The following is a 23,457-nucleotide window of genomic DNA, read 5'->3' on the forward strand; positions in this document are numbered from 1 at the left end:
CCTCTCCTTTCTAAATCTACATTTGTAAACCTTACGATGTTATTCTACTCCTAAGATTTACATTTGTCAACCAAAAGTTTTAAAAAAAACAAATCTTCCTTTGAAGATTTGTCTGATTATGTGACTTTAAGTCCGTTTCGCTCCGAAGGTGCGAAACAAATAAACCACCCGCTATGCGGGTGCGCATCGAAGGTTATACCGTCATAACAAAAACACTCCAAACGAGTTACAATATAGGTGTTCAAGCCAATTGTAAAACGAAAGGAGTTAAGACTATGGCGCAAAAAGCTCACAGTTTATCACATACAAAATGGATGTGTAAGTACCACATTGTATTTACACCTAAGTATAGACGAAAAATAATCTATAATCAATATAGGAGTAGTCTTAGAGAGATTTTTCATAGACTATGCCAATATAAAGGCGTTGAAATAATAGAAGGCCACTTAATGCCAGATCATGTTCACATGCTAGTAAGTATACCACCACGAATGAGTGTAGCTAGTTTTATGGGATATTTAAAAGGTAAAAGTGCCTTAATGATGTTTGATAAACACGCCAATTTAAAATATAAATTTGGGAACAGACATTTTTGGGCAGAAGGATATTATGTAAGTACGGTAGGACTTAATGAAGCCACAATTAAGAAATATATCCAGGAACAAGAGAAGCATGATATCGCTTTGGACAAATTAAGCGTTAAAGAATATGAAAATCCCTTTAGGGATAACGGTAAGTAATGCGAATGCCTCTTTGAGAGGCTTGTGACGAGTCAAAAGCAATAAGGCTTGAACAAAGTGAAAGCCAGCGTCTTTAGGCGCTGGCTGGTAGTATGGGCTTATAGCCCTTGATCAAACCACCCGTTAGACGGGTGGTTATGATTGGGCTTTTTCACTCCTTTAACTCAGAAAAACTTGGTATGGTGTTTGATAATTCAAAGACTTCCTAGGAATTCTATTTCTTTTATCAGCTGTAGCTGATAAATAATTTTGAGAAATATTCGTAAAATCCATTTGTTTAGGTAGTCTATTTCGTCTTAATAAGCCATTAGAATGTTCAATAAGACCTCGTTGCTCAGGACATCCTGGATCCGCAAAGAAAATATCAATGTCATGTGCATTCGAAATAGATTTCCAATTATAAAATTCTTTTCCGCAATCAAAAGTGATCGACTTAAAGGGATGGCTGGGGGACTTGAGACAACCATTGATTAATGGAAGCCTCAATATCAGTTGCTTTTCGTCCATTGGTTTTCAGTGTGATGATGGCTTTTGAGCAGCGTTCTACTAAGGTAATGACTGCACTTTTTTCTTTTCTCCCACAATTGTATCTCCTTCTTGATGACCGATTTCCGTCTTAAAATCGGGATAACTGTCTGCTCTCTCACGCAAATCGCTACGAAACACTTGTTTTCCTCGTTTTTCGCTATGACTATTTGGTTTTCTTTTGCCTTTCCAAGGGAAATCCTCTTTCTTTAAAATACCACGGTCTGCTAGTCAATAGAGAATTCTTATAGAACAAGTAACCATATCTGAATAAGTTCCTTTAATGACATCAAGGCTCCAATTTTGTTCTAAATGAGTTTGGATAAAATCTTTTTCTGATTGCGTAAGTCTTGTTTTATTCCGACCAAAACGTTTCTTATTGACTTTATAACGGTTATAGTAATCATATGCAGAGTGCCCCTCTTTCAGATAGTTGATGACATTGTAGATTGTCTGTTTTGATCTGCCAAGTGAGGTCACAATATCTGAAACTTTTGTGTTTTCTTGATAGTAAGCCTCTATCATTACGAGCTCGTTTGTGGTAAGATGAGTATAGGTCATTTATGTTAGTTACTTTCAGACAAATGTGGTGTTTATCTGAGCCTAACATAGATGGCTTTTTCTGTCTAGCTTAATTTTACAAATTGGGGATTTTAAAAAATTTTATGTACACCAAGTTAAAAGTCTAGTAGAAACAATTCTACTAGACTTTTCGTTACTCTATCACAATCATAGCCTTAATAGTCTTACGTTCATCCATAGCCTTATAAGCTTGGTTGATATCTTCCAGTTTATAGCTTGAGGTAAAGACACGACCCGGATTGATATCACCGTCAAGAACTGCTTTTAATAAAACTTGTTTATCATAAGTAGTAACTGAGGCTGCTCCACCCGCTACTGAGATATTTTGGGCAAAGGTTGAACCAAGGGCACGGTTATTGTAATGAGGAACGCCGACAAATCCCATACGGCCTCCATTGTGAAGAACACCAAGAGCTTGATCAACTGCTGCTTCAGTACCCACACATTCAAGAGCAGCATCCGCTCCTCCTCCAAGGATTTCACGGACCTTGGCAATGCCTTCTTCACCACGCTCAGCGACAACAGCTGTCGCACCTGACTCCAAGGCCATCTTTTGACGGTCTTCGTGGCGACTCATAAGGACAATTTGCGATGCTCCACGCATCTTAGCTGCAATGACAGCACATTGGCCAACAGCCCCATCCCCGATAACGACTACCTTGTCACCTTTTTGCACATTAGCTACACGCGCCGCATGATAACCCGTCGGCATGACATCAGCAAGAGTCAAAAGTGACTTAAGCATGCCTTCGCTATAATCTGAAGGTTGACCAGGAATTTTGACAAGAGCCCAATTAGCAAAGTGGAAACGGATATACTCAGCCTGTACGCCACCAGACCAGTTGTTACCTGGGTGATTGTCACAAGAACCATCAAAACCAGCTCGACAAGCATCACACTGTCCACAACCGTGTGTGAAAGGGGCAATAACAAAGTCACCAGCTTTGACAGTAGTAACGTCCTCTCCAACTTCTTCGACGATTCCAATAGCCTCATGACCACTATTTCTGTGTCCCTCTTCGATTTCTGGATTACGGTAACTCCAAAGGTCGGAACCACAAACGCAGGTACGGACAATGCGAATAATGGCATCATCCTGAGCCTCAATTTGTGGGCGGTCAATTTCTGCTAGACCAACCTGACCAGCTTTTGTATAAATTGCTGATTTCATATGTTTACCTCTTTTTCTTTAGTTACTGTTAGTATACACTTTTAATTAAGCTCTGGCTCAAATCAAGCCCTCCAAATTACTTTCAAACAATAGCAACTAATCATATTTTTTCCCATACTTTTTTTCTAGCATTTTCTTGACCAGATAAGGCATTTTGACATTTTCGCGACCTTTTTTAGCAATCAATTTCTTGACGAAATCGGGCATTTGAATATCCTTTTCCTCATCTAAAATCTGACCTGTGCTAGAAGGAGCTTCCAGCTCATCAAAGGTCTCCAGCTGAGGTTGATAGTAACTATAGTCACCATCTATATGAGACTGAATTGTTGAAAGAAGGGCCTTGATTAAACGAGTATCGCTATTTGGCATAGGAGGTCTGTGATAGGCTACACCTAGCTCTTGGCAAAGCTCCTTACATTCCACATCATTATCAAAAAGAACCTCAATATGCTCACTAATAAAAGCAATAGGAACAAAAATATAGTGGTCAGGGTGGTCACTCTCATCTCGCAGATATTCTAAAACATCAGGCTTAATCCAAGGAATACCTATATCACTCTCACTCTGCCAAGTATTGGTGTACTGCTCTTCCCTAAGTCCTAAATTCTCCGCAATCAATCGGCTATTGTCATAAATCTGGTCGATATAGGGGTCACCAAAATCTAGTGCCAAAACTGGGACACTGTGGGCTGAAAAAATCACCTTATAGCTATCGTCTCCAATCTGATCTAAAATCTTTCGGATTTCATCAGCCCAATAGTGAAGTAGAGAAGGTTCGCGGTACCAGTCCTTGATAATTTGGAACTTAATTTGATCACTTTCTAAAAATTTTTCATAGCCCATGACTGAATAGTATGAATAATGGGGCTCTAGAATCAAACACAAACACTCTTCAATTCCGTCATTCTCCATCTCTTTAATCGCATCAATGATGAAAGGTCGGGAAAATTTATTTGCAAAGTAAACCGACACTTGTTCTCCAAGAGCGGAAGCAACCAAGTCAACTTCTTTTTTTGTTATCCTTTGGAGCGGCGTTCCACCGATTCGTAGGTAATGGTCATATAAGGTCTGAATTTCATGTGGTTCGGGACGAACTCCACGTCGTATATTTGTGAAAAATTCTGCTACTCCTTCATAGGTAATCTCTTCTGGGGACCCAAAAGTCATCATCAATACAGCTCTTTTACTCATAATTACTCCTTGTTCCACGTTAGTTCTATTTTATCATGAAAAGGCTTACTTTAGTTAACTTAGTATCAAAAAAACTCCTAGAGACAAACTCTAAGAGTTTAAATAACGTTTCTTAATGATGATGACCATTTCCTTGATTTTGACCCACTTCCAACTCCTCAATATTACGTTTATGGGCTCGGTGGGTGGCTAGGTCTTCATCAACCTCAATGGTAACGTTTTGAAAACCACAATCTTTGAGCAAGGTACGAATCGCTTCTTTACAATTCTCCATGTGGTTGACATGCTCTATACAAACATGGACGATGGCGTTTTTTTCCAGGCCATCCATGGTCCAAAGATTAAGCTGATTGATACTAGCCACATAGTCCAACTGCTCCAAATCACTCTTAACCTGCTGGATATCTACTCCTTCTGGCACGGCATCTAGGAAAATCCTGAGCGTACTCCAAAAACGTGGAATGGCTTTTGACAGAATAAAGAAGGAAATAGCAAGAGATAAGAGCGGATCCAGAATATACCAGTCGGTAAATCGGAGGACAATAGCCATTAGGATGACAGCCACCCAACCCAGAGTATCTTCCAGAAAATGCAGGCTAAGAATAGATTCATTCTTGGTTTGCCCTTTGCGAATGACAAGACTTGCCAATACATTAATGCTGACTGCAATGATTCCAAGCCAGAGAATGCCCTCATCGTTGACAGGTTGTGGATGAAAGAGTTTCGTTATATTTTCCAAAATAACTAAAACGGACCCTGTCATGAGAATCACTGCCGTTACCATGGCCCCCAAAAGGCTAAAGCGCTTGTAGCCCAAGGTATAGTGGCTATCTTCTTCACGATTTGAAATGCTCTCCAAAAAGGCAGAAATCCCAATAGCAATCGCATCTCCCAAATCATGGACGGAATCAGCCAGGACTGCGCTGGATCCAAAAATCCCTCCTGCAATAAACTCAACAATGGCATAGCCTAAATTCAAGAAAAAAGCCAGCCAGACCGCATGTTTTGTCTTCATAATCCTAAATCCTCTGATATAATAGATTCATGAACATCTTGTTCATTATCTATTATCCACTACTATCAACAGAAAGGATAGGAGCAAACCGTTTAGGGTGTACGTTACTGAACAGTTTGTTCAAAGTGTCCATATGACCGCTCAGGATCGTCGTATTACTAAGACTCGAAAAGCCATCTATAATGCTTTTTTACAATTACTCAATCAAAAAGACTACGAGGCCATCACCGTTCAGGAAATCATTGACCTTGCTGATGTGGGGCGCTCAACCTTTTACAGCCATTACGAGAGTAAGGAGTTACTACTGGATGAACTCTGCCAAAAACTCTTTCACCACCTCTTTGAGCGTGCTGAACACCTCTCTCCACAAGACTACCTAGCCCATATCTTTCAGCATTTCAAAAAAAATCAAGACCATGTGACCAGCCTGTTGCTCTCTAAAAACGATTATTTCATCCGGCAACTGCGAAAAGAACTGGAGCATGACGTCTACCCAATGGTAGCCGCCGAACTCATCAAGGCCCATCCAACTCTCCCTCACTCCTATCTCAAACATCTAGTCGTCAGCCATTTCATCGAAACCCTCAGCTGGTGGTTGAAAAAAGGCAAGTCCTACACCGAACAAGAAGTGATCCAATTTTATTTGGAGATACTGAAAGTGGGCTCGAACTAGAAGGGAGTATTTTCAATGACCAGCGTGCAATTTTACTTTCTATTTCCATCACTCTTCATGCTTCACGAACTCGAAGAAATCGTTTGGATGCCATCCTTTGTCAAAAAAATATCAATCCATTATCCAAACAATCGAATCCTATCTTATTACACTCCTTTTACTTTCAATGCCATTGTCTTGGAGCAGTTTCTGATCCTGCTTCTATCACTTTTTCTTAGCTACCAGTTTAGCAACTATACTATTTACGCAACCATTGTAATTGCTTATATCTACCATATTTTCGGACATCTGATTCAGACAATTGTCCTTCGAAAATATGTTCCTGGCTTGTTAACGGGCATTTTTACGAGCTTGTTCTCCATCGCATTTCTAAAAATTGAAATTTCAGTCAAACTCTATGGTTACTCTTTTTTGACTTTACTGGTTATCGTTTTAAATCTTCTAGTATCATTTATGATTCTTAATAAAATCAGTCATAAAAAATAGCACTCAGACAATCATATCTTAGAAAGGAAACATCTATGTCACTTTATCTAATCTTTAGCATCATCACAGTCTTCTTATCCCTTGCTTTTGCTCTTCTTCACTTATTGGCTTCTCTTACTGAAGTTAAAAAAGGGAATCACACTCTAGGAAATACATTTCTCCTCATCGGAAGTGTCCTTGCGACCTTCTCTCTCATCCTCTACTTCCTTTTGCCGATTGTTGCTTTATTCATTTGGCTGATTGGTTGTGGGTTGATTTGCTACGGAGCCTATTGGAATGGCAAGCACAAAGAAAACTTCAATCCAGCCCACCATGTCATTCGGATTGGCATCGCCCTGATTCTTACCATTTTGTTAGCCCTCATATAAGAAAAACTCAAGTTTTCATTGATAAAACTTGAGTTTTTTGTATTTACGAAATCAATAAGGAATTAAAAATCCTGCTTTTCTTTAAACATTTTGACCTTTTCTTGGCAGTAATCCATTAATTTCCGTGCTTTTTCAATTGTGTAGCCTTTTTCAGATACAGACTTGACTTTCTTTTCATCAAAGTAGTAGCCAGTCAAGCCCCTGACTTCTTCTGATAAGGTGAGATAATAACCTGTTTCGATTCCCTGATCTAGATCTTTTGAGAGAGATTTCATCAGGCGTCCAAAGAGAGACTTTTTCGTCTTTTCATCACTAGAATTATTCCCTAAGTTGGTTGAAATCAAGCCGGGATGGTAGGCATTAATAGTGATATTTGAACCTTTTAAAAAGAAATCTCTTGCTAGATAGCGTGTCATCCAAATGGTATAGAGTTTGGAATTATTATAGGCTAATCCTGGATGATAGTTGTTCTCAAATCCAAAGTCCAAATCCTTGACATTGGCAAAATGATGCATATAGGAAGAAGTATTAATGACACGGCCGTCAGTCGCTTTTTCTAATAAGGGGCTTAGCTCGGTTGTCAAAATAGAGGGAACCAAAACAGACAGCATAAAGGTTAGTCCGACGTTTTCAGAACTCGCTTTTCGCTCCTTCCCTGCATACAGTCCTGCATTGTTAAACAAGACATCGATCCTTTGAAAGTCTCGCTTGATTTCCTCTACAAATCGATAGACATCATCTAATTTTGAAAAATCTGCTAAGTAGCTTGAAACTCTGCCTCTCAAGGAAACGGCCCGAACCTCTTGAGTAGCCAATTCCAGCTTTTGAGGATTTCGTCCATGAAGAATAACCTGATGACCTTCACTAGTCAGTTTCTTTGCCAAGTGCTTTCCAATGCCATCCGTAGCACCTGTTATTAGAATGGTTTTGACCATATTAGTCCTCCAAGAAAACAATGAGTTCTTTTGAAAATTCCTCTGCATATTGGAAGATCGAACCATGACCAGCATTTGGATAAATGATCAGCTTACTATCTTTTATTTTCTCATGCATGTCATAAGAATTTTCCGTTGGAACCTGCATATCCTTGTCGCCGTTGACGATTAAGGTTGGTTGAGTGATAAATGTTAGATCGTCTTGAGAATCTTTCCCCCAACGTTTAATAGCTTTGAGTTGCGTCAAGAAACCAGGCACACTCATGTCTTTGTCCGCAAATTCCTTGGTTCGCATTCCCATTCGTCCGAGAACTTTCAAGGCTTCGATTTTTCCTTGTTCATCATGGTTATAGAAGATATAGCGTTTAGGATCGATGCGCTCGAGTCCAGCTTTAAACATATAGTTAAAGGTTTTCCCTGTGACCTTATCGACCTCTTTTCCACCTCGAGGTCCTGTTCCCGCCAAGATGAGACGGTTGACCAAATCAGGCTTGATTCGGATGATTTCTTGGGCAATCATACCCCCCATAGAAAGGCCAAGGAGATTGATCTTATCGTAACCAAGGGCTTTTACAAAGTCAATTGTCTGCTCAGCCATTCCAGGAATGGTTGGCGCCACTTTGCCTTGACTGGCTCCGACACCAGGAAGGTCGACCACAATCACATAGTGTTTTTCAGCAATCAAGTCCAAGAGTTTTGGATCCCAGTTGTCGAGGGTTGCTGCCAAATGGACCAGCATCAGAAGAGGTAGTTTTGATTTGCCTTTGCTGAGTTCGCGATAGGCGATTTTGTTCCCGTCGACAGTGATGTATTGATTTTTAGTTGTAAGATATGACATTGTCTTTTCCTTTTTATTTCTTAAAGCTGAGGACTGTTTTTCCACGTGAGCGCCCATTAGCGACCTTGTCTAAGGCGCTATTCACTTCTTCAAATGGATAGACTGTATCGATAGATGGCTTGATTTCCAATTTGCTAAAGAGGTCAGCTACCTCTTGTAATTGAGCGCCATTGCTTTCTACAAAGATAAAATGGTAGTGAACGCCGTATTTGTCAGCCATCTTATCAAATTTGCGACCGGCTATTCCAAGAATCATCTGTTTCCATTTTGGCAAATTCATGCGTTTGGCAAAGGCACTATTTGGCATAGCACGAAGTGACACAAGCTGACCACCTTTTTTCATGATAGACATTTGTTTTTCAGTCTCAGCGCCCCCAAGAGTATCAAGGACATAATCAACCTGGCTAACAGTTTTTGTATAATCCTCTGTTTTGTAATCGATAAAGCGGTCTGCTCCTAGCTTCAATACACGCTCAGCGCTATCTCCAGCCCCATTGGTAATGACCTTCAAACCTTTAGCTTTAGCAATCGGAATGGCCATACCGCCGACACCGCCTGTACCACCAGAGATAAAGATGGTTTTTCCAGCTTGAGCGCCCATGAGTTCTAGGGCTTGCATAATGGTCAAGGCAGTCAAAGGGACAGCAGCCGCTTCCTCGTCTGTCAAGTAGTCTGGAACTTTAGCTAAGGCTGCACTGTCTACGGCTACATACTCGGCAAAAGCACCGATTTGCTCGAGTGGGAGACGTCCAAATACACGGTCTCCGACTTTGAGATTTTTGACTTGTTTACCGGTCTCTTCAACGATACCAACGACTTCATTTCCCGCAGTTTGTGGGAGTTTGTAAGGGACGATCATCTTGACTTCTCCTCGGGAAACCATGTTATCCAGAGGATTAACACCAGCTGCGGTGACTTTGACCAAAACTTCTTTGTCTGTGATACTTGGTGTAGCGATTTCTGTGATGTTCAGTGTGATATTCTTTTTGTTGTATGATGTATGTTGTGCGGCTTTCATTGTCTTCTCTTTTCTATTTTAGTTGTATCTGATATAGATACAAGTATAGTCTTTTTAAAACTGATCTGCATGCAAATCAGTTTCGTTTTTGTTTGGCTTGTTGATATAGATTATCAATGACATTTTCTAAGGTTTGCTGGGCTAGTTCCTTCTCAAGTTGAGCTTCAGCACTAGCAAATAGTGGCGAAACTGCTCCTTGGATATGTTTTCCAACGGGACAATCAGGATTGCTATTTTGGTGAACAGGAAATAAGCTGATGTGGCTGACTTCTTGTGTGGCAAAATAAATGTTAAGTAAGGTGATGTCCTTTGGCAATTTACTAAGTTGGTAGCCCGTTTTTCCTTGCTGGGAAGTAATTAAGCCAGCATTTTTCAATAAGGCAATCACCTTACGAATATAACTAGCGTTGGTCCCAACGCTCTCAGCCAGAGCTTGTGAACTTAGCGTTTCCTTACTCTCGCTAATCATGGTTAGGATATGTAGAGCAACTGAAAATTTTGTATCCATATAAACTCCTTTAGATAACTTGTATCCAACACAAGAACAAGTATAGCACAAATAAAAAGAAAAGCAGACTTTTGCTTCACTGTAAAAACACACAAAAAGGACCCTACTGGATCCTCTTATTAATTGATAAACATAAGTATTAAGCTTTCTTTGCCGCCTTGCTCCATTGGTACCAACCAACTAGACTGTTGATAAGATAAATGAAGTATTTCCCTTGAATTTGAAGGCTTTCTCCCCACCAGAGGTAGATAGAGAAAATATTAGTGGCTGCCCAGAAAATCCATTGCTCACGATATACAGCTGTCATCAAGAGCTGACCAACACCGTTTGTCGCATCAGTAATAGAATCACGGAACGGACGATTGGCGCCAACAGATTGGTAAATGAAACCAAAGGTTAACCACCAAAGCACACTAATTGAGAGGTACTTGGTCCATCCCACGGTATCCAACTTACGGGCAACAAATTCTTGTTTTTCTTTTTTGAACTGGGCTTGATAGATCAAAAAGTGTTAAAAATAAGACAGTAACCTCAGAATAGATACTGTCTTATCTCTTTTTTTTACTTAAAGCCTTGATAGACTTGACAAATGATAGAAAAGAACCGTGAGTTCTTGCCAGAAGCTGAAGTTAATCCTTCAACCTGGAAAACCCGCAGAGGTGACTTTTTCTATACATTTCGATTTTTCTGGCAATAATCATCAACCGATAAATATGTCTGTGAATCACCCATCGACTCCGCTATGTCCATAATCCGCGGTGGTAGTAATCCCACTCGCTGGACAAGTTCGTGATCGCTGAACAATTCCCGTGGACTGCCGGCGAAGCCAAACTTCCCGTGTTCCATAACATACACCGACTCAAACTCGGCGGCGACCCAATCCATGTCATGGGTGATGGTCACAACTTGGTGGCCCGAATCAGCCAACTCATGGAAAATTGCGGTCAACTTGCGCCGGCTTTCCCAATCAAGCGACATCATCGGCTCATCAAATAAATAAATCGCCGGATCCACTGCCAAAACTGTGGCAACGCTCAACAGCTTGCGTTCCGACAATGACAGGTCATATGGACTTTCAGCTGTTTTATCATCCAAGCCAACTCTTTTTAGAGCCGCTAAAGCCCGCCTCGTAATCGTGTCGTGGTCATCCATGACCTGCGCGACACTCCACTCCACCTCTCGTTGAACGGTCGGGTTGAAAAGCTGATCGTCAGGATTCTGAAAAGTAATCCCAACCTTCAGTAACTTTTCGACTGGTTTAAGATCATTAAAATTTTCTCCATCGATCTTAATCACACCGGTTTGTGGTGTCAGCAAGCCCGTCAACAATTTGAAGAGCGTTGATTTGCCGGCACCATTTTGGCCGACAATCGCCACCATCGGATTGGCGAAGTGTTTGTCTTCAACATCCAAGCTAAAGGACCGTTCCGGATAAGTGAACGTCAGGTTGTTCAGTTCAATTGTGGACATAACGAACCTCCTTCAGATCAGCGTAATTCACCGGATACCGGCCATCAGCCAAGTGCCAATCCATCTTTTGAGCAAGTTGCTGGATTGTCGGGGCTGGAATCTGCCAGTCAGCTGCCAAATGATTAAACACCTCACCCGGCCTGCCCTGGGCTACCATTTGACCCTCGTGCAGCACCCACACAACGTCGGCGACTTCGCACAAATCGTCAATTTCACTGGTGACAATGAAGACAGTCGTCTCTTTGACTTGGGCCAGCCATTGGAAAAATTGTCGGCGGCCAAGGGGATCCATCTGACTGGTCGGATCATCCATAATCAAAACAGCCGGGTTAGCCGCAATCGCCGTGGCAATTGCCAACCGCTGGCTCTGACCACCGGAAAGGCTCTCGGGACGCAAATTCAGCTGTTCAATCAGCCCCATTTGCGTGGCAACTTCTTCAACCCGTTTTTGAATCAGTCCTTCAGCCATTCCCTGATTAATCAAGTCAAAGGCGATTTCATCGGCAACCGTGTCTGCCAACCCGCTTAGTTGGCCAGCTGGATTTTGCAGTACAACTCCATTCATGGCATTATAAACGGGCCAATTGTCGGACACTCGCTGGCCAAACATGTGCCAGTCGCCCTCAATCTCAGCAGACATAATTTTGGGAATGACCCCTGCTAGCACATGGCACAAAGTCGATTTGCCGGAGTGGCTATTCCCGATAATCCCAACCACCTGGCCGGTATGAACCTCCGCGTTAATCTGACGCAGTTGTGGTTGCTCAGTACCCGGATAACGGGTAGTCAAATTTTCAATTACAATCCGTTTATCTTCGTCCATATCTTCCACCCAATCAATAAAATTGCCAATCCAGTCAGACCAATGTGCAACGTCCGCGACAGGCGATACACGCGCTGGGAGGTTCTGACAGTCCGGTTGAGATTATCAAAACCTCTCAGTTGGAGAGAAATCGACCGCGTCATCGATTGATCCAAGGTCTTAATCACCAATGGAATTAGAACCGGAAGGACTGACCTTAATTTCTGAATCAACGTTTTTTGCGGATTGGTTCCGCGAACTTTTTGAGCCTGCTGGATTTTCCGCATATTTCGCATCATTTCCGGTAAAATATAACACACCGACATCAGAACGTAGACGGTTTTATAAGACAATCCGGACATTTCCAAATAGGCCGCGTTTTCTGAAATACTCGTGGTCACCATAAAAAAGCCACTGGTCAAAATAATCACCAATACTCGACAACCCAGAGTGGTGGCGTAAATCAGGCCTTCTTTGTAGAACGACACCCCAAGCACAGAAAACAGCACAGTTTGATTCCGACTGTAAAATAACCCTTGGATGATCAGCATGGTGCAAATCAGAAACAGGCTGAATCCCAGCGCCTTAAAGATGGTAGAACTCAATTTGGAAAATAACAATAGCAGTGTTGCGACAAGAATTAATCCGGCCTGAAGCAATAAATTCATACTGGTAAAGCTCAACAACGTCATGTCCAAGATGAACAAGAGCTTAGTAATCGGATCGATCACCTGGTACCACTTGAGCTTGACCCGTGGCGCTCCAGAAATCAATGTTTGATCAGTCATCATTTATCACCGCTAAAGAAGTGCACCATCCGCTTCGGCAGCTGACGATAGATGAAGAATGCGAGGTAGGCCACGCAGACTTTATCCAAAATATCCAAGACAAACTCATCGGTAAATGAGGCCAGCCACACTGGTGCATGATTGGCGACCATTACCGCAAACAATGAGTCACCCCAAGCGATACCGGTCTGACCACCCCAAAAGATGACGTTGAGTGGCGTTGAAATGACAGCTGAAACGAAGGCAATAATAATAGCAGAAACAAATACTCGTCGCGCTGACGAGAACCACCCATTGGCGTGCAAAACTCCGACAGCAATCCCAATTCCGATGCTGGTAATCGCATACACGGTTGAAATTGGCGATAAGGTCAGCCCATAGATCACGTTGTTGATGAAACCACTGATGGCACCGGCAACCGGCCCAGCCAACATGCTGGCAAGAAAGGTTCCCAAAGACCCCAGCCAAACGGGCAACTTTAACCCCTCCGCCAAGGCTTTGGCAACATAGTTAATCCCCACGGCAGCGGGAATCAAAGTCATGGTGGCAGCACTTAACTTAAATTTCCACATACTGGTACGATGAATCGGTTCTGTTTTCATAATCTTCTCCTTTTGTTTTTAAAGAGCCGTGTCAGGAATGACTTTCGGACGCAACGCTCTATAGAATAGTTATTAGAACCATATAGTCACTTTACCATACCATCCGTAGTCGACATGAGTTAATATAGTAAAATTACTATTTTTAAAAGTTCATAATCTTATCATACCCTTATTTTCAAAATTGTCAAGTCTTTTCTGAAAATTCTTTAAAAAATGTTGTGAAATTTAAAATGCCTAGCTGAGCTAGACATCTTTCGACTGGGATTTTGTTTTCATTACTGTCACTAATACTTCTACGTTTTCGTAATCGACAGAAATTTAGTCCATGACATAAATTTCTCCACGACTATATAGGGCAGCCTTTCCTGCAAGGTAAATCCTATCACCCTCTATACGACAAAGGAGGATGCCACTCCTTTCAGAGGCTTGGTAAGCCCTAAATTCTGCTTGTGCCAACTTATTAGCCCACAAAGGAATGACATGACAGTGTCCTGAGCCACAGACTGGATCTTCCTTGACTGATAATTTTGGGGCAAAACTTCGAGTCACAGTATCATACTCGCTTCCTTTTACAGTGATATTCAGGAGGAGCCCATCTAAAGCTTTTACTTTATCAAAATCTGGACTTGCATTGATGACATCATTTTCATGTGGCAAGATACAAACTAGATCTCTTCCAAGCCATGCTTCAAGTGGACGGACCCCGATTGCTTCTTCCATCTCACTTGTGACTGCAACTTGGTGCATGGAGTATGCTGGAAAATTCATCTCATAGTACTCATCTTTTTGGGTAACTAAAAGTTCCCCACTCTGTGTAGCAAAAGTTAGACTTTCAGCATTCTTTTCAAAAAATCTAAAAAGAACAAAAGCCGTTGCCAAGGTTGCATGGCCGCACAAATCGATTTCCCCACCTGGAGTAAACCAACGTAATTCGTAGTAATCATCATTTTTAACCGTAAAAGCTGTCTCAGAAAGATTATTTTCTTTAGCAATATTCTGTAAAGTATCATCTGACAACCATTTATCAAGAAGACAAACAGCCGCCGGGTTCCCTTTAAAAACAGTATCTGTAAAAGCATCGACGATAAATTGTGGGATGGTATATTGATTCATTGAAACGTTCAGCTCCTTAAATTGTTAACCTTGTTTTAAAACTACAAGTGAATGTAGAAAATTTAGTAAAAAGTCAAATTAAATTATTTCTTGTCCATCTCCACCTTATCCCTTAAACCACTCCATTCCTGGAGAATCCAGTATAATTTTGGTCAATTGTTGGGGGCTTTCTTGAGTCCCATTGATAATCCAGTCGACGATAAGGCCTGTCAAACCAGAAACATACATGGTAATAGCATAGCGCTCTGGCATTTGATAAGCTGCCACAATGACTGGTCGAGAACGTGGCGTTGACTCAATCATACCCAAAATAAAAGAACGAATGTTATCTGCAAAACGAAAGCTTGGATTTTTTGCAATTTCAACAAAAAAAGCACTGTTCTCTTGAAAATGAGACAAGATGGCTTCTAAGGCTTCTTTGGGATAAAAGGTTTCTTTCCTTAAAATCATACGAACCGTCGTTATGGTTTCTTCTTTTAATTGCTCTAAAAAATCCTGTTTATCTAGGTAGTGCAGATAAAATGTCGAGCGGTTAACACCCGCTTTTTTGGTTAACTGACTAATCGTAATATCCTCTAAGTTTCTTGTCGCTAAAAGCTGAATGAAGGCTTCTTTAATATCTGACTTAGTTGTCGTTTGTCTCTGCTGCATACAAACCCCTTGTTTCTACATATTGTTGATTAAAGTATATCTTGATTTTTGTAATTGTCAACCATCATCAAGGATTTTCATTTATTAATACCATTTTCGTATCCTTATTTCAACACATTGTTGTTTTTTGTTGTAGCAATCGTATAAAAAAAATCATAAAATAACCTTCGTAATTATTCAACAGGTTGTCGTTTTAGCAGCTGATAATTTTTAAAGGAGACAAATACACATGGCTTATATTGAAATGAAACATAGTTACAAACGTTATAAAACAGGTGATGTGGAAATCATCGCAAACAATGATATCACATTCGAGATTGAAAAAGGGGAGTTAGTGATTATACTCGGTTCTTCAGGCGCAGGAAAATCAACTGTTCTCAATATTCTTGGTGGTATGGATACCAACGATGAAGGAAAAGTCATTATCGATGGGAAAGACATCTCCAATTATAATGCGAAACAATTAACAGCTTATCGCAGAAACGATGTCGGATTCGTCTTTCAATTCTATAACTTGGTCTCAAACTTAACGGCCAAAGAAAATGTAGAGTTGGCTTCTGAAATTGTTGCGGATGCTAAAGATGCGGAACAAACTTTGATTGATGTTGGTCTTGGGAAACGCATCAACAACTTCCCTGCACAATTGTCTGGTGGTGAACAACAACGAGTAGCTATTGCTCGCGCCGTCGCAAAAAATCCTAAAATTCTCCTCTGTGACGAACCTACAGGAGCCCTGGATTACAATACTGGAAAACAGGTCTTGAAGATTCTCCAAGATAAGGCTCGCAATGAAGGAGCTACCGTTATCATTGTTACTCACAATGGGGCGCTTGCACCGATTGCAGATCGTGTGATTCGTATGCATGATGCGCGTGTTCAAAGTATTGAACTCAATGCAACTCCACAAGATATTGATAGCCTCGAGTACTAGAAAGGATGTCTCATGAATCGTAAAACTTATTGGAAAGATGTCAGAAAGTCTTTCTCTAGTTCTAAAGGACGGGTGGTTTCTATTGCTTCACTCATGGCCTTGGGTTCTTTCGCTCTTGTGGGTCTAAAGGTGACGACACCTGATATGCAACACACGGGAACAAGCTATTTCACTAAACACCAAACTGCTGACCTCACAGTTACTGGTAGCTATGGACTTAACCAGTCGGATCAAGACCTCCTAAATCAAGTCTCTTCAGAGGCAAACATTGAGTACGGTTACTTTAAAGATGTCGTTCTGAAAGACTCCACTGATGCCTTTCGACTATTTTCAAAACCAAAAGATATCTCAACTTATGAGGTTGTAAAAGGAAAACTTCCAAGTAAGCAAGGTGAAATTGCTCTTTCTTCAGTCTATCAAGACAAATATAAGATAGGTGACAAGATCTCGTTTTCTGAAAAAGAGGGTGACAATGGTAAGGATGTCTTAAAAGAACACACCTTTACCATCACTGGCTTTGTTCAGTCATCTGAAATCTTATCAAGTGTTGACCTCGGTTCATCGACAGCTGGTAGTGGGGAACTCAAAGGTTATGCGGTAGTTCCTGAATCTAGTTTTGATTCCGACGTCTACATGATTGCACGCTTAGCTTACAAAGACGTCCATAGTGCTAACCCCTATACCCAGGATTACACTGACAAGGTTTCCAAACACGAAAATGATCTCGAAAAATTAGTAAAAAATCAACCTGCTAACCGTTTGAAAGAATTAAAAGCTGATCCACAGGCTAAGATTGACCAACAAACAAGTCAACTTCAAACGGCAGAGACTGAACTTAACAAGAAACTAGAACAAGCGAAAGCCAGCGGTCAAGATAAGAATCCTCTTGTCCAAGAACAATTGACACAAGCACAAGATGAAATCGATAAAAAGAAGGAGCAGATAAAGGAAGCTCAAGAAAAAATCGATAGCATTGCTGAACCAAGCTACGATGTCTACACACGTCGTGAAGCTCCTTGGTCAGAAGGGTACGTTTCATATGAGACCAACGCTTCTGTTTTTCAGAACCTCAGTAATATCTTCCCTGTTATCCTCTACTTTATTGCTGCCTTGGTTACCTTTGTTACAATGGGACGCTTCGTCGAAGAAGAACGGATTAAGGCAGGGACATTCAAAGCTCTCGGTTACCAAAACAAGGACATCATCCGTAAATTTATTATTTATGGATTCGTGACGAGCATGATTGGTACTGCTATTGGGGTTGCTGCTGGACATATTCTCCTTCCAACTATCATATACAATAGTTATAAAGAGCGAATCCTCCTCGCACCAATTGAGTTACACTTTTATCCATTTAAGACTCTTCTAGCTATTGTGCTTGGTCTTTTGTCCACAGTTCTTCCCGCTTTCATGGTAGCCAAGCGCGAATTAGGAGAAAAGCCAGCCCAACTTCTTCTTCCAAAACCTCCAACATCTGGTTCTAAGATTCTTTTGGAGCGCATCACCCCACTTTGGAACCGGATGAACTTTACACAAAAAGTCACTGCCCGTAATATTTTCCGATACAAGCAACGGATGTTCATGACTATTTTTGGTGTCTGCGGTTCCATCACACTTCTCTTTGCTGGACTCGGTATTCGTTCTTCTATTGGAGACCTTAACACACGCCAATTCCCTAACATCATTCGCTATGATATGATTGTCGCAAACAAGGATCATCTGGATGGGCAGGAAAAGGAAAACATCCAAAAATTAATTAACGATAGCAAGGTCAAGGACCATCTTTCTATTCATTACGAAATGCTTTCAAAAGTGGCAGGAAATAATAACGATCGTCAAGATATCACAACCCTTGTGGTCAAAGACAAGGATCAAGAAACTCTACAACATTACATCAAGCTCAATAATCGTGAAACTGGTCAAAAACTCGATTTGACCGACAAAGGGATTATTATTTCTGAGAAATTGGCAGACTTAGCTGGCGTTTCTGTAGGGGATGAGTTAACCGTTCAAAATAGTCAAGACAAGGATATCAAACTCAAAGTTGCTGGTATTTCTGAAATGTATATGGGTCACTTCATCTTTATGAATGAAACTACTTACAGAAATGCTTTTGGTAAAGAGGCGAGCCAAAATGCTACTATTCTGACACTGAAGAATCACTCAGACAAAAACGTTGAGCAAACAGCCAGTCAATTTATGGAGCTTGATGGTGTCAAAGGGGTTGTTCAAAATACTACTCTAAAGGCACAAATCAAGACCATCGTCAACTCCCTTAGCCGTGTTATGGCAGTATTGATTGGGATTTCTGTTCTTCTTGCTTTAGTTGTTCTCTTTAATTTGACAAATATCAATGTGGCAGAACGTATCCGTGAGTTATCAACCATTAAGGTTCTAGGCTTCTTTAATAGAGAAGTGACACTCTACATCTATCGAGAAACCATTTATCTCTCTATCATTGGTATCTTGGTTGGATTCGGACTTGGTTGGGGATTGCATCAATACATGGTAGAGGTTATCCCTCCTGAAAATATTATGTTCAATCCAGGTCTGAGCTGGCTCATCTATGCCATTCCAACACTTGTTGTCATTATCATTCTGACAGGTCTCGGTATCTTTGTGAACCAACACCTTAAGAGAGTCAATATGCTCGAAGCCCTAAAATCTGTTGAGTAACATACGATCTAAGCTAATAAGTAGAGCTAAAGTACAAGGATAACTTCCTTATTCTAGACAAACGTCATTTTGGGCGTTTGTCTTTTTTATTTTTTAAATGATTTACTTTATCATCTGGTATTTCCATCCAAAAATCTGATTTTAAGTAAAATAAAAAGGGATATTCGCTATTCATTTCACCAATCTTTTGATATTTAACAAGGAGGCACATACTTTTGGATGACTCTTATACTCCAGTCATCTATGTCATGTAAATACAATAGCCCAGACAACGGCATGATGGAATCCTTCTTTGGCATTCTGAAGTCTGAGATGTTTTATGGTTATGAGAAGACGTTTAAGTCAATTGAGCATTTGGAACAAGCTATTGTAGACTATATTAATTATTACAACAACAAACGTATTAAGATAAAACTAAAAGGACTTAGTCCTGTGCAATACAGAACTAAATCCTTTGCTTAAAAATAAATTTTCTGACGTTTGGAATCAGTACAAAATCCGTTGCTTTTGTGGCGTCAGGGAACGACTGTCCCAGGCTCTTTTTTATCGTAACCAACTTTCATCTAACTGGCCTTTACTTTTGCTAAAAGCTTTCCCATGTTCATCAATGACAGCATGAATCTCTTGGCATTGTTTAAGAGTGAGCCCTTCCAAGACGTTACCGTAAACAGCGTGCATGTCATTATAAGTATCAAAGTTTCCAAATCCTAAGCGTCGAAAGAGTCTTCTCGCATATTCATCAGAAATAAATACTGGACGATCAAAAAGATAAAGTAAAAGTGCATCTGCAGTCTCTGGTCCAATCCCTTTTAACTCCAAAAGTTGCTTCCGTAACTCTTCTGTTCCAATCTTGGACAGAACCTCAAAACCACCAACTTCTCTTAACCAGATCAAAAGTCCCCTAATCGTTTGAGATTTTTGCTTAAAAAATCCAGCAGGTCGAATACGTTCCTGTAACTCTTCTAGCGGTAAAGCCAGGATTTCCTCTACTGTCATGACATCCATAAGACCAGCTAAAGCCAACTTAGCATTCTTCTCTGTTGTTCGCTGGATCAGAATGGTCGATACCAAGTCTTCAATCTTATTATCCGATTGCCACCAATTTTGTTCTCCATAGTGCTCACAGAGTCGCAGAAGAGTTTCTTGTATTTTTTCTTGCTTGATCATTTCTTCAATAATCCCTGTTTGACCAAAAAGTCACGCGCTACTTGAGTAGCAGGTTTTCCTTCTACTCCCACTTGGTAGTTCATTTGGCTCATTTGGCTCTCTGTGATTTTACCAGATAACTTATTAAGAATACCTTCCAATTCTGGATGTTTCTTAAGAAGAGCTTCTTTCATGAGGGGTGCTCCTTGGTAAGGTGGGAAGAGGTGTTGGTCATCCTCTAGAACAACTAAATCATATTGAGCAATTTCTGGGTCTGTTGAATAGGCATCTGTTATTTGGATGTTGCCTTGTTGGATTGCCTCATAGCGAAGTGCCGGCTCCATGGTAGCTACATTAAGATTTAGTCCATAAACTGATTGAAGTCCTTTGTTTCCGTCCTCACGGTCGTTAAATTCCAACGTGAAACCAGCTTTGAGCTTGTCCTGAACTTTCTTGAGATCAGAAATCGTCTTCAGATGATACTCTTTCGCAATACTTTTCGGAACAGCAATTGCATAGGTGTTTTGATAAGCCATGGGTTTGAGCAAAGCTAGACTATCTTGTTTCTTTATACCATCACTCGCAACCTCGAAAACTTCTTTGGAGTCGTTGCTGACTTTAGGAGCTGGCTGCAAGAGAGAGCTTGTAATGGTCCCTGTAAATTCTGGATAGATATCAATATCACCCTTTTTAAGCGCTTGATAAAGGAAATCTGTCTTCCCAAAGTTAGGCTTAACCGTCACCGTCATGTCACTATTTTCCTCAATGAGAAGCTTGTACATATTCATGAGAATCTCTGGCTCAGGTCCCAATTTACCAGCTATGACTAGATTTTCTTTCTCTTTCTGAGGCATCATGCTTTGTGCGTAACTTGCTCCCAAACCAAGCACCATGATAGCGAAAGCTGCAAAAATCGTGCGTAACTTGGCCTTTTCCATCCATTTTAGAACAATATTGAATAAAATAGCAAGAAGCGCTGAAGAAATGGCCCCAATCAGAATCAAGCTATAATTTCTTCGATCAATACCTAGAAGGATAAAGGAACCAAGTCCTCCAGCCCCAATCAAGGCTGCCAAGGTCGCAGTCCCTATAATCATTACCGCAGAAGTCCTTACCCCTGACATCACCACAGGCATAGCCAGTGGAATCTCGAACTTCTTAAGGCGCTCCCACTTGGTCATCCCAAAGGCAATCCCAGCTTCTTCCAAACTAGGGTCAATCCCACGCAATCCTGTAATAGTATTTTGCAAAATTGGGAATATCGCATAAATGACTAGAGCTGTTAAAGCAGGAAGCGTTCCAATTCCCATAATAGGGATAAAGAGTCCGAGAAGGGCCATGGAAGGGATGGTTTGAAAGACACCAGCGAGTTGCAAGACCCAGTTACTCGCACGTTCGCGCGTGCTAAGATAAATGGCCAAAGGAATTGAGAGGAAAATGGCAATAATTAAGGTCAAAAGAGACAATTGTAAGTGCTGTCCGAGGGCCGTTAACCAGTCCCCAAAACGCTCTTGAAAAGTTGAAATCAAATTAGACATGAAGGCTACCTCCAAACAAGTTTGCTACAAAGTCTGTCGCAGGCGCTTCTAAAATTGTTTCAGGTTCTGCCACCTGACGAATTTCTCCATCCTGCAAAACAGCAATTCGATCCCCTAATTTTAAGGCCTCATCCGTATCGTGTGTTACGAAGATGGTCGTCATGCCGAATTCTTTATGTAAGGCCTTGGTCAATTCTTGCAACTGCTTGCGAGAGATGGCATCCAAAGCTGAAAAAGGTTCGTCCATCAATAGAATCTTTGGTTCCCCAATGATAGCGCGCACAATGCCAATCCGCTGTTGCTCTCCACCCGATAATTCACTAGGCATGCGATTTGCATACTCTGCAGCAGGCAGGCCAACCTTATCCAAGAGTTCTTCTGTTTTAGAAGCAATTTTCTCCTTGCTCCAACCCTTCATCTCAGGAATGAGAGCAATATTTTCCGCAACTGTCAGGTTAGGAAATAGGGCAATGGCTTGAAGGACATAGCCGGTGTTGAGACGTAACTCCCGTTCATCATAGTCCTTGATGCGTTTCCCATCCATATAGATATTGCCATCTGTCGGCTCCAAAAGACGGTTAATCATCTTAATCATGGTGGTCTTACCAGATCCTGAAGGTCCCACAAGAACCATAAATTCTCCATTTTCAATACGGAGATTGACATCTTTTAAAATGTCCTTTTCCGTGTAGCGCAAGGCTACATGTTTGTATTCAATCATTTAATCTTCCTCATTTTTTAAGATCACTTTACCAAAAGAATGGCTTCCTTCTAGATAAGCATGCGCTTCCTGAATTTGGTCAATCTGATAAACTTTTTCAGGCTGTACATCCACACGATACTGCTCGACAAAATCTACCAAAGCCTGGAGCTTGTCATGAAACACATTGCCAGAAGCAAAGGTCGTCAAGTAGAGATTGCGAGAGAGCATCTCGATCGGATCAAAGTCTGGAACAGTCCACTGACCACCCAGTAGCCCACAAGAACAGATAATCCCACCTTCTGCTGTCCGCGCAAAAGTATCGAGAATAGCGCTTGGACCAACAAGATCCAAAACCTTATCGAACTGCTCTTTCGTGTGCAAGACACCATCCTTCTCCAAAATCACCTGATCAAATCCGACCGCTTTCAGTCGTTCTTCCTTAGCTAAATTTCGGCTAGTTCCTGCCAGATGAATCTCAGGAAATTTCCCTTTCAGCAGTTTAGCAAAGGCAATTCCTACACCACTGGTTGCCCCGCGAACTAACACGCTATCGTTCTCCTCAATCTTAAGGTTAAGAAAAGAGCCAAAAGCCGTGTAATAGGTTTCCGGAAGGGCGATCAAACTTTCCAAATCAAGTTCTGTCTTGATTGGATAAATTTGCTCATTTGGGAGCAGGGTATACTCTGCATAGCCTCCATCAAAGGCTCGCTCCATCTCCCCCATAATGGAAATGATTTGCTGGCCAATCTTCAAATCTGGTCGTGTCGTTTCTTCCACAAGACCGACACACTCAATCCCTAACACACGAGGAAATTTCACAGATGGTGACTCTCCCTTACGGGTAAAAATTTCACTGTGATTGATACCGAATCCTTGTATTTTAACCAGGTTCCAACCTGCCTTCAGGACTGGTTTTGGTCGTTCGACAACTTCTAATACCTCTGGTCCACCTGGAGTGCTCACAACAACTGCTTTCATTACTACCCC

Annotated in this window: 23 protein-coding genes and 3 pseudogenes; 7 read left to right on the forward strand and 19 right to left on the reverse strand. The window is 41.2% G+C overall.

What is annotated here, in order from left to right; genetic code table 11:
- The first annotated feature begins 275 nt into the window (after positions 1-275).
- The gene (tnpA, locus tag A6J31_RS04500; protein WP_080610535.1) at positions 276-740 is read left to right on the forward strand and encodes an IS200/IS605 family transposase; all 465 of its coding nucleotides are present in this window, start codon (positions 276-278) and stop codon (positions 738-740) included.
- A 159-nt stretch (positions 741-899) separates the two neighbouring features.
- Here tnpA and A6J31_RS04505 read toward each other — a convergent pair.
- The 4 genes and pseudogenes from A6J31_RS04505 to A6J31_RS04520 all read right to left on the reverse strand — a co-directional run bounded on the left by A6J31_RS04505 (position 900) and on the right by A6J31_RS04520 (position 5,224).
- Positions 900-1,826, reverse strand: a pseudogene (locus A6J31_RS04505) (IS30 family transposase).
- Between the two features lie 154 nt (positions 1,827-1,980).
- Positions 1,981-3,018, reverse strand: coding sequence for a zinc-binding dehydrogenase (locus tag A6J31_RS04510; RefSeq protein WP_080610537.1), 1,038 nt, complete (start codon positions 3,016-3,018; stop codon positions 1,981-1,983).
- A 96-nt stretch (positions 3,019-3,114) separates the two neighbouring features.
- Positions 3,115-4,209: a ferrochelatase gene (hemH, locus tag A6J31_RS04515; protein WP_080610538.1), complete on the reverse strand. Its 1,095-nt coding sequence runs from the start codon at positions 4,207-4,209 to the stop codon at positions 3,115-3,117.
- 112 nt (positions 4,210-4,321) lie between these two features.
- A complete protein-coding gene (locus tag A6J31_RS04520) occupies positions 4,322-5,224 on the reverse strand; it encodes a cation diffusion facilitator family transporter (RefSeq protein WP_080610539.1) in 903 nt (300 codons plus the stop codon).
- Between the two features lie 133 nt (positions 5,225-5,357).
- On the opposite strand from A6J31_RS04520, the gene A6J31_RS04525 reads away from it, so the two are divergent.
- From A6J31_RS04525 to A6J31_RS04535, 3 genes are read left to right on the forward strand one after another with little or no spacing between them, the layout of a single operon-like run.
- Positions 5,358-5,897, forward strand: coding sequence for a TetR/AcrR family transcriptional regulator (locus tag A6J31_RS04525; protein WP_225791578.1), 540 nt, complete (start codon positions 5,358-5,360; stop codon positions 5,895-5,897).
- A gap of 15 nt (positions 5,898-5,912) precedes the next feature.
- Positions 5,913-6,383 carry an HXXEE domain-containing protein gene (locus tag A6J31_RS04530; protein WP_080610541.1) on the forward strand — a complete coding sequence of 157 codons (471 nt, stop codon included), beginning with the start codon at positions 5,913-5,915 and terminating at the stop codon, positions 6,381-6,383.
- Positions 6,384-6,418: 35 nt separating this feature from the next.
- On the forward strand, positions 6,419-6,751 hold the full coding sequence (locus A6J31_RS04535; protein WP_073689360.1) for a glucuronide permease: 333 nt from the start codon (positions 6,419-6,421) through the stop codon (positions 6,749-6,751).
- Positions 6,752-6,813: 62 nt separating this feature from the next.
- Here A6J31_RS04535 and A6J31_RS04540 read toward each other — a convergent pair whose 3' ends face one another.
- The 11 genes and pseudogenes from A6J31_RS04540 to A6J31_RS04590 all read right to left on the reverse strand — a co-directional run bounded on the left by A6J31_RS04540 (position 6,814) and on the right by A6J31_RS04590 (position 15,476).
- On the reverse strand, positions 6,814-7,686 hold the full coding sequence (locus tag A6J31_RS04540) for an SDR family NAD(P)-dependent oxidoreductase (RefSeq protein ID WP_080610542.1): 873 nt from the start codon (positions 7,684-7,686) through the stop codon (positions 6,814-6,816).
- Between the two features lies 1 nt (position 7,687).
- The gene (locus tag A6J31_RS04545) at positions 7,688-8,524 is read right to left on the reverse strand and encodes an alpha/beta fold hydrolase (RefSeq protein WP_080610543.1); all 837 of its coding nucleotides are present in this window, start codon (positions 8,522-8,524) and stop codon (positions 7,688-7,690) included.
- Positions 8,525-8,537: 13 nt separating this feature from the next.
- Entirely contained in the window at positions 8,538-9,542 is a 1,005-nt protein-coding gene (locus tag A6J31_RS04550) for an NADP-dependent oxidoreductase (RefSeq protein ID WP_080610544.1), read from the reverse strand.
- 76 nt (positions 9,543-9,618) lie between these two features.
- On the reverse strand, positions 9,619-10,050 hold the full coding sequence (locus tag A6J31_RS04555; RefSeq protein WP_080610545.1) for an Rrf2 family transcriptional regulator: 432 nt from the start codon (positions 10,048-10,050) through the stop codon (positions 9,619-9,621).
- 139 nt (positions 10,051-10,189) lie between these two features.
- Positions 10,190-10,552, reverse strand: a pseudogene (pnuC, locus tag A6J31_RS04560) (nicotinamide riboside transporter PnuC); the annotation flags it as partial.
- 167 nt (positions 10,553-10,719) lie between these two features.
- Positions 10,720-11,520 carry an energy-coupling factor ABC transporter ATP-binding protein gene (locus A6J31_RS04565; protein ID WP_080610547.1) on the reverse strand — a complete coding sequence of 267 codons (801 nt, stop codon included), beginning with the start codon at positions 11,518-11,520 and terminating at the stop codon, positions 10,720-10,722.
- Complete coding sequence (locus A6J31_RS04570) at positions 11,507-12,343, reverse strand: ABC transporter ATP-binding protein (RefSeq protein ID WP_022496220.1); 837 nt, start codon at positions 12,341-12,343, stop codon at positions 11,507-11,509. The genes A6J31_RS04565 and A6J31_RS04570 overlap by 14 nt, the downstream gene beginning before the upstream one ends.
- Complete coding sequence (locus tag A6J31_RS04575) at positions 12,319-13,110, reverse strand: energy-coupling factor transporter transmembrane component T (protein ID WP_192573932.1); 792 nt, start codon at positions 13,108-13,110, stop codon at positions 12,319-12,321. Before A6J31_RS04575 ends, A6J31_RS04570 begins: the two co-directional genes overlap by 25 nt.
- The gene (locus A6J31_RS04580; protein WP_002884905.1) at positions 13,110-13,712 is read right to left on the reverse strand and encodes a membrane protein; all 603 of its coding nucleotides are present in this window, start codon (positions 13,710-13,712) and stop codon (positions 13,110-13,112) included. The genes A6J31_RS04575 and A6J31_RS04580 overlap by 1 nt, the downstream gene beginning before the upstream one ends.
- Positions 13,713-14,030: 318 nt before the next feature.
- Entirely contained in the window at positions 14,031-14,825 is a 795-nt protein-coding gene (locus tag A6J31_RS04585) for a PhzF family phenazine biosynthesis protein (RefSeq protein WP_048790489.1), read from the reverse strand.
- Between the two features lie 105 nt (positions 14,826-14,930).
- Positions 14,931-15,476, reverse strand: a complete 546-nt coding sequence (locus tag A6J31_RS04590; RefSeq protein WP_038676092.1) for a TetR/AcrR family transcriptional regulator — start codon at positions 15,474-15,476, stop codon at positions 14,931-14,933.
- 229 nt (positions 15,477-15,705) lie between these two features.
- Between A6J31_RS04590 and A6J31_RS04595 the strand changes: the two genes are divergently transcribed.
- The 3 genes and pseudogenes from A6J31_RS04595 to A6J31_RS04605 form a co-directional block, all read left to right on the forward strand.
- Entirely contained in the window at positions 15,706-16,407 is a 702-nt protein-coding gene (locus A6J31_RS04595) for an ABC transporter ATP-binding protein (RefSeq protein WP_038676094.1), read from the forward strand.
- 12 nt (positions 16,408-16,419) lie between these two features.
- Positions 16,420-19,083, forward strand: coding sequence for an FtsX-like permease family protein (locus A6J31_RS04600; protein WP_080610549.1), 2,664 nt, complete (start codon positions 16,420-16,422; stop codon positions 19,081-19,083).
- A 231-nt stretch (positions 19,084-19,314) separates the two neighbouring features.
- Positions 19,315-19,545 (forward strand): annotated as a pseudogene (locus A6J31_RS04605) (IS3 family transposase); the annotation flags it as partial.
- Positions 19,546-19,626: 81 nt separating this feature from the next.
- Here the strand turns inward: A6J31_RS04605 and A6J31_RS04610 are convergent.
- Genes A6J31_RS04610 through A6J31_RS04625 form a run of 4 tightly spaced genes read right to left on the reverse strand, consistent with a single transcriptional unit; the run spans position 19,627 to position 23,448 of the window.
- Positions 19,627-20,250: an endonuclease III domain-containing protein gene (locus A6J31_RS04610; RefSeq protein ID WP_080610550.1), complete on the reverse strand. Its 624-nt coding sequence runs from the start codon at positions 20,248-20,250 to the stop codon at positions 19,627-19,629.
- Complete coding sequence (locus A6J31_RS04615; RefSeq protein WP_080610551.1) at positions 20,247-21,767, reverse strand: ABC transporter permease/substrate-binding protein; 1,521 nt, start codon at positions 21,765-21,767, stop codon at positions 20,247-20,249. The genes A6J31_RS04610 and A6J31_RS04615 overlap by 4 nt, the downstream gene beginning before the upstream one ends.
- A complete protein-coding gene (locus A6J31_RS04620) occupies positions 21,760-22,488 on the reverse strand; it encodes an ABC transporter ATP-binding protein (protein ID WP_073949768.1) in 729 nt (242 codons plus the stop codon). Before A6J31_RS04620 ends, A6J31_RS04615 begins: the two co-directional genes overlap by 8 nt.
- On the reverse strand, positions 22,489-23,448 hold the full coding sequence (locus tag A6J31_RS04625) for a zinc-binding dehydrogenase (protein ID WP_073949766.1): 960 nt from the start codon (positions 23,446-23,448) through the stop codon (positions 22,489-22,491). It abuts the gene before it with no gap.
- Positions 23,449-23,457: the final 9 nt, after the last annotated feature.

Source organism: Streptococcus sp. FDAARGOS_192 (assembly GCF_002073815.2).
In the GTDB taxonomy this organism is placed as follows: Bacteria; Bacillota; Bacilli; order Lactobacillales; family Streptococcaceae; genus Streptococcus; species Streptococcus salivarius_H.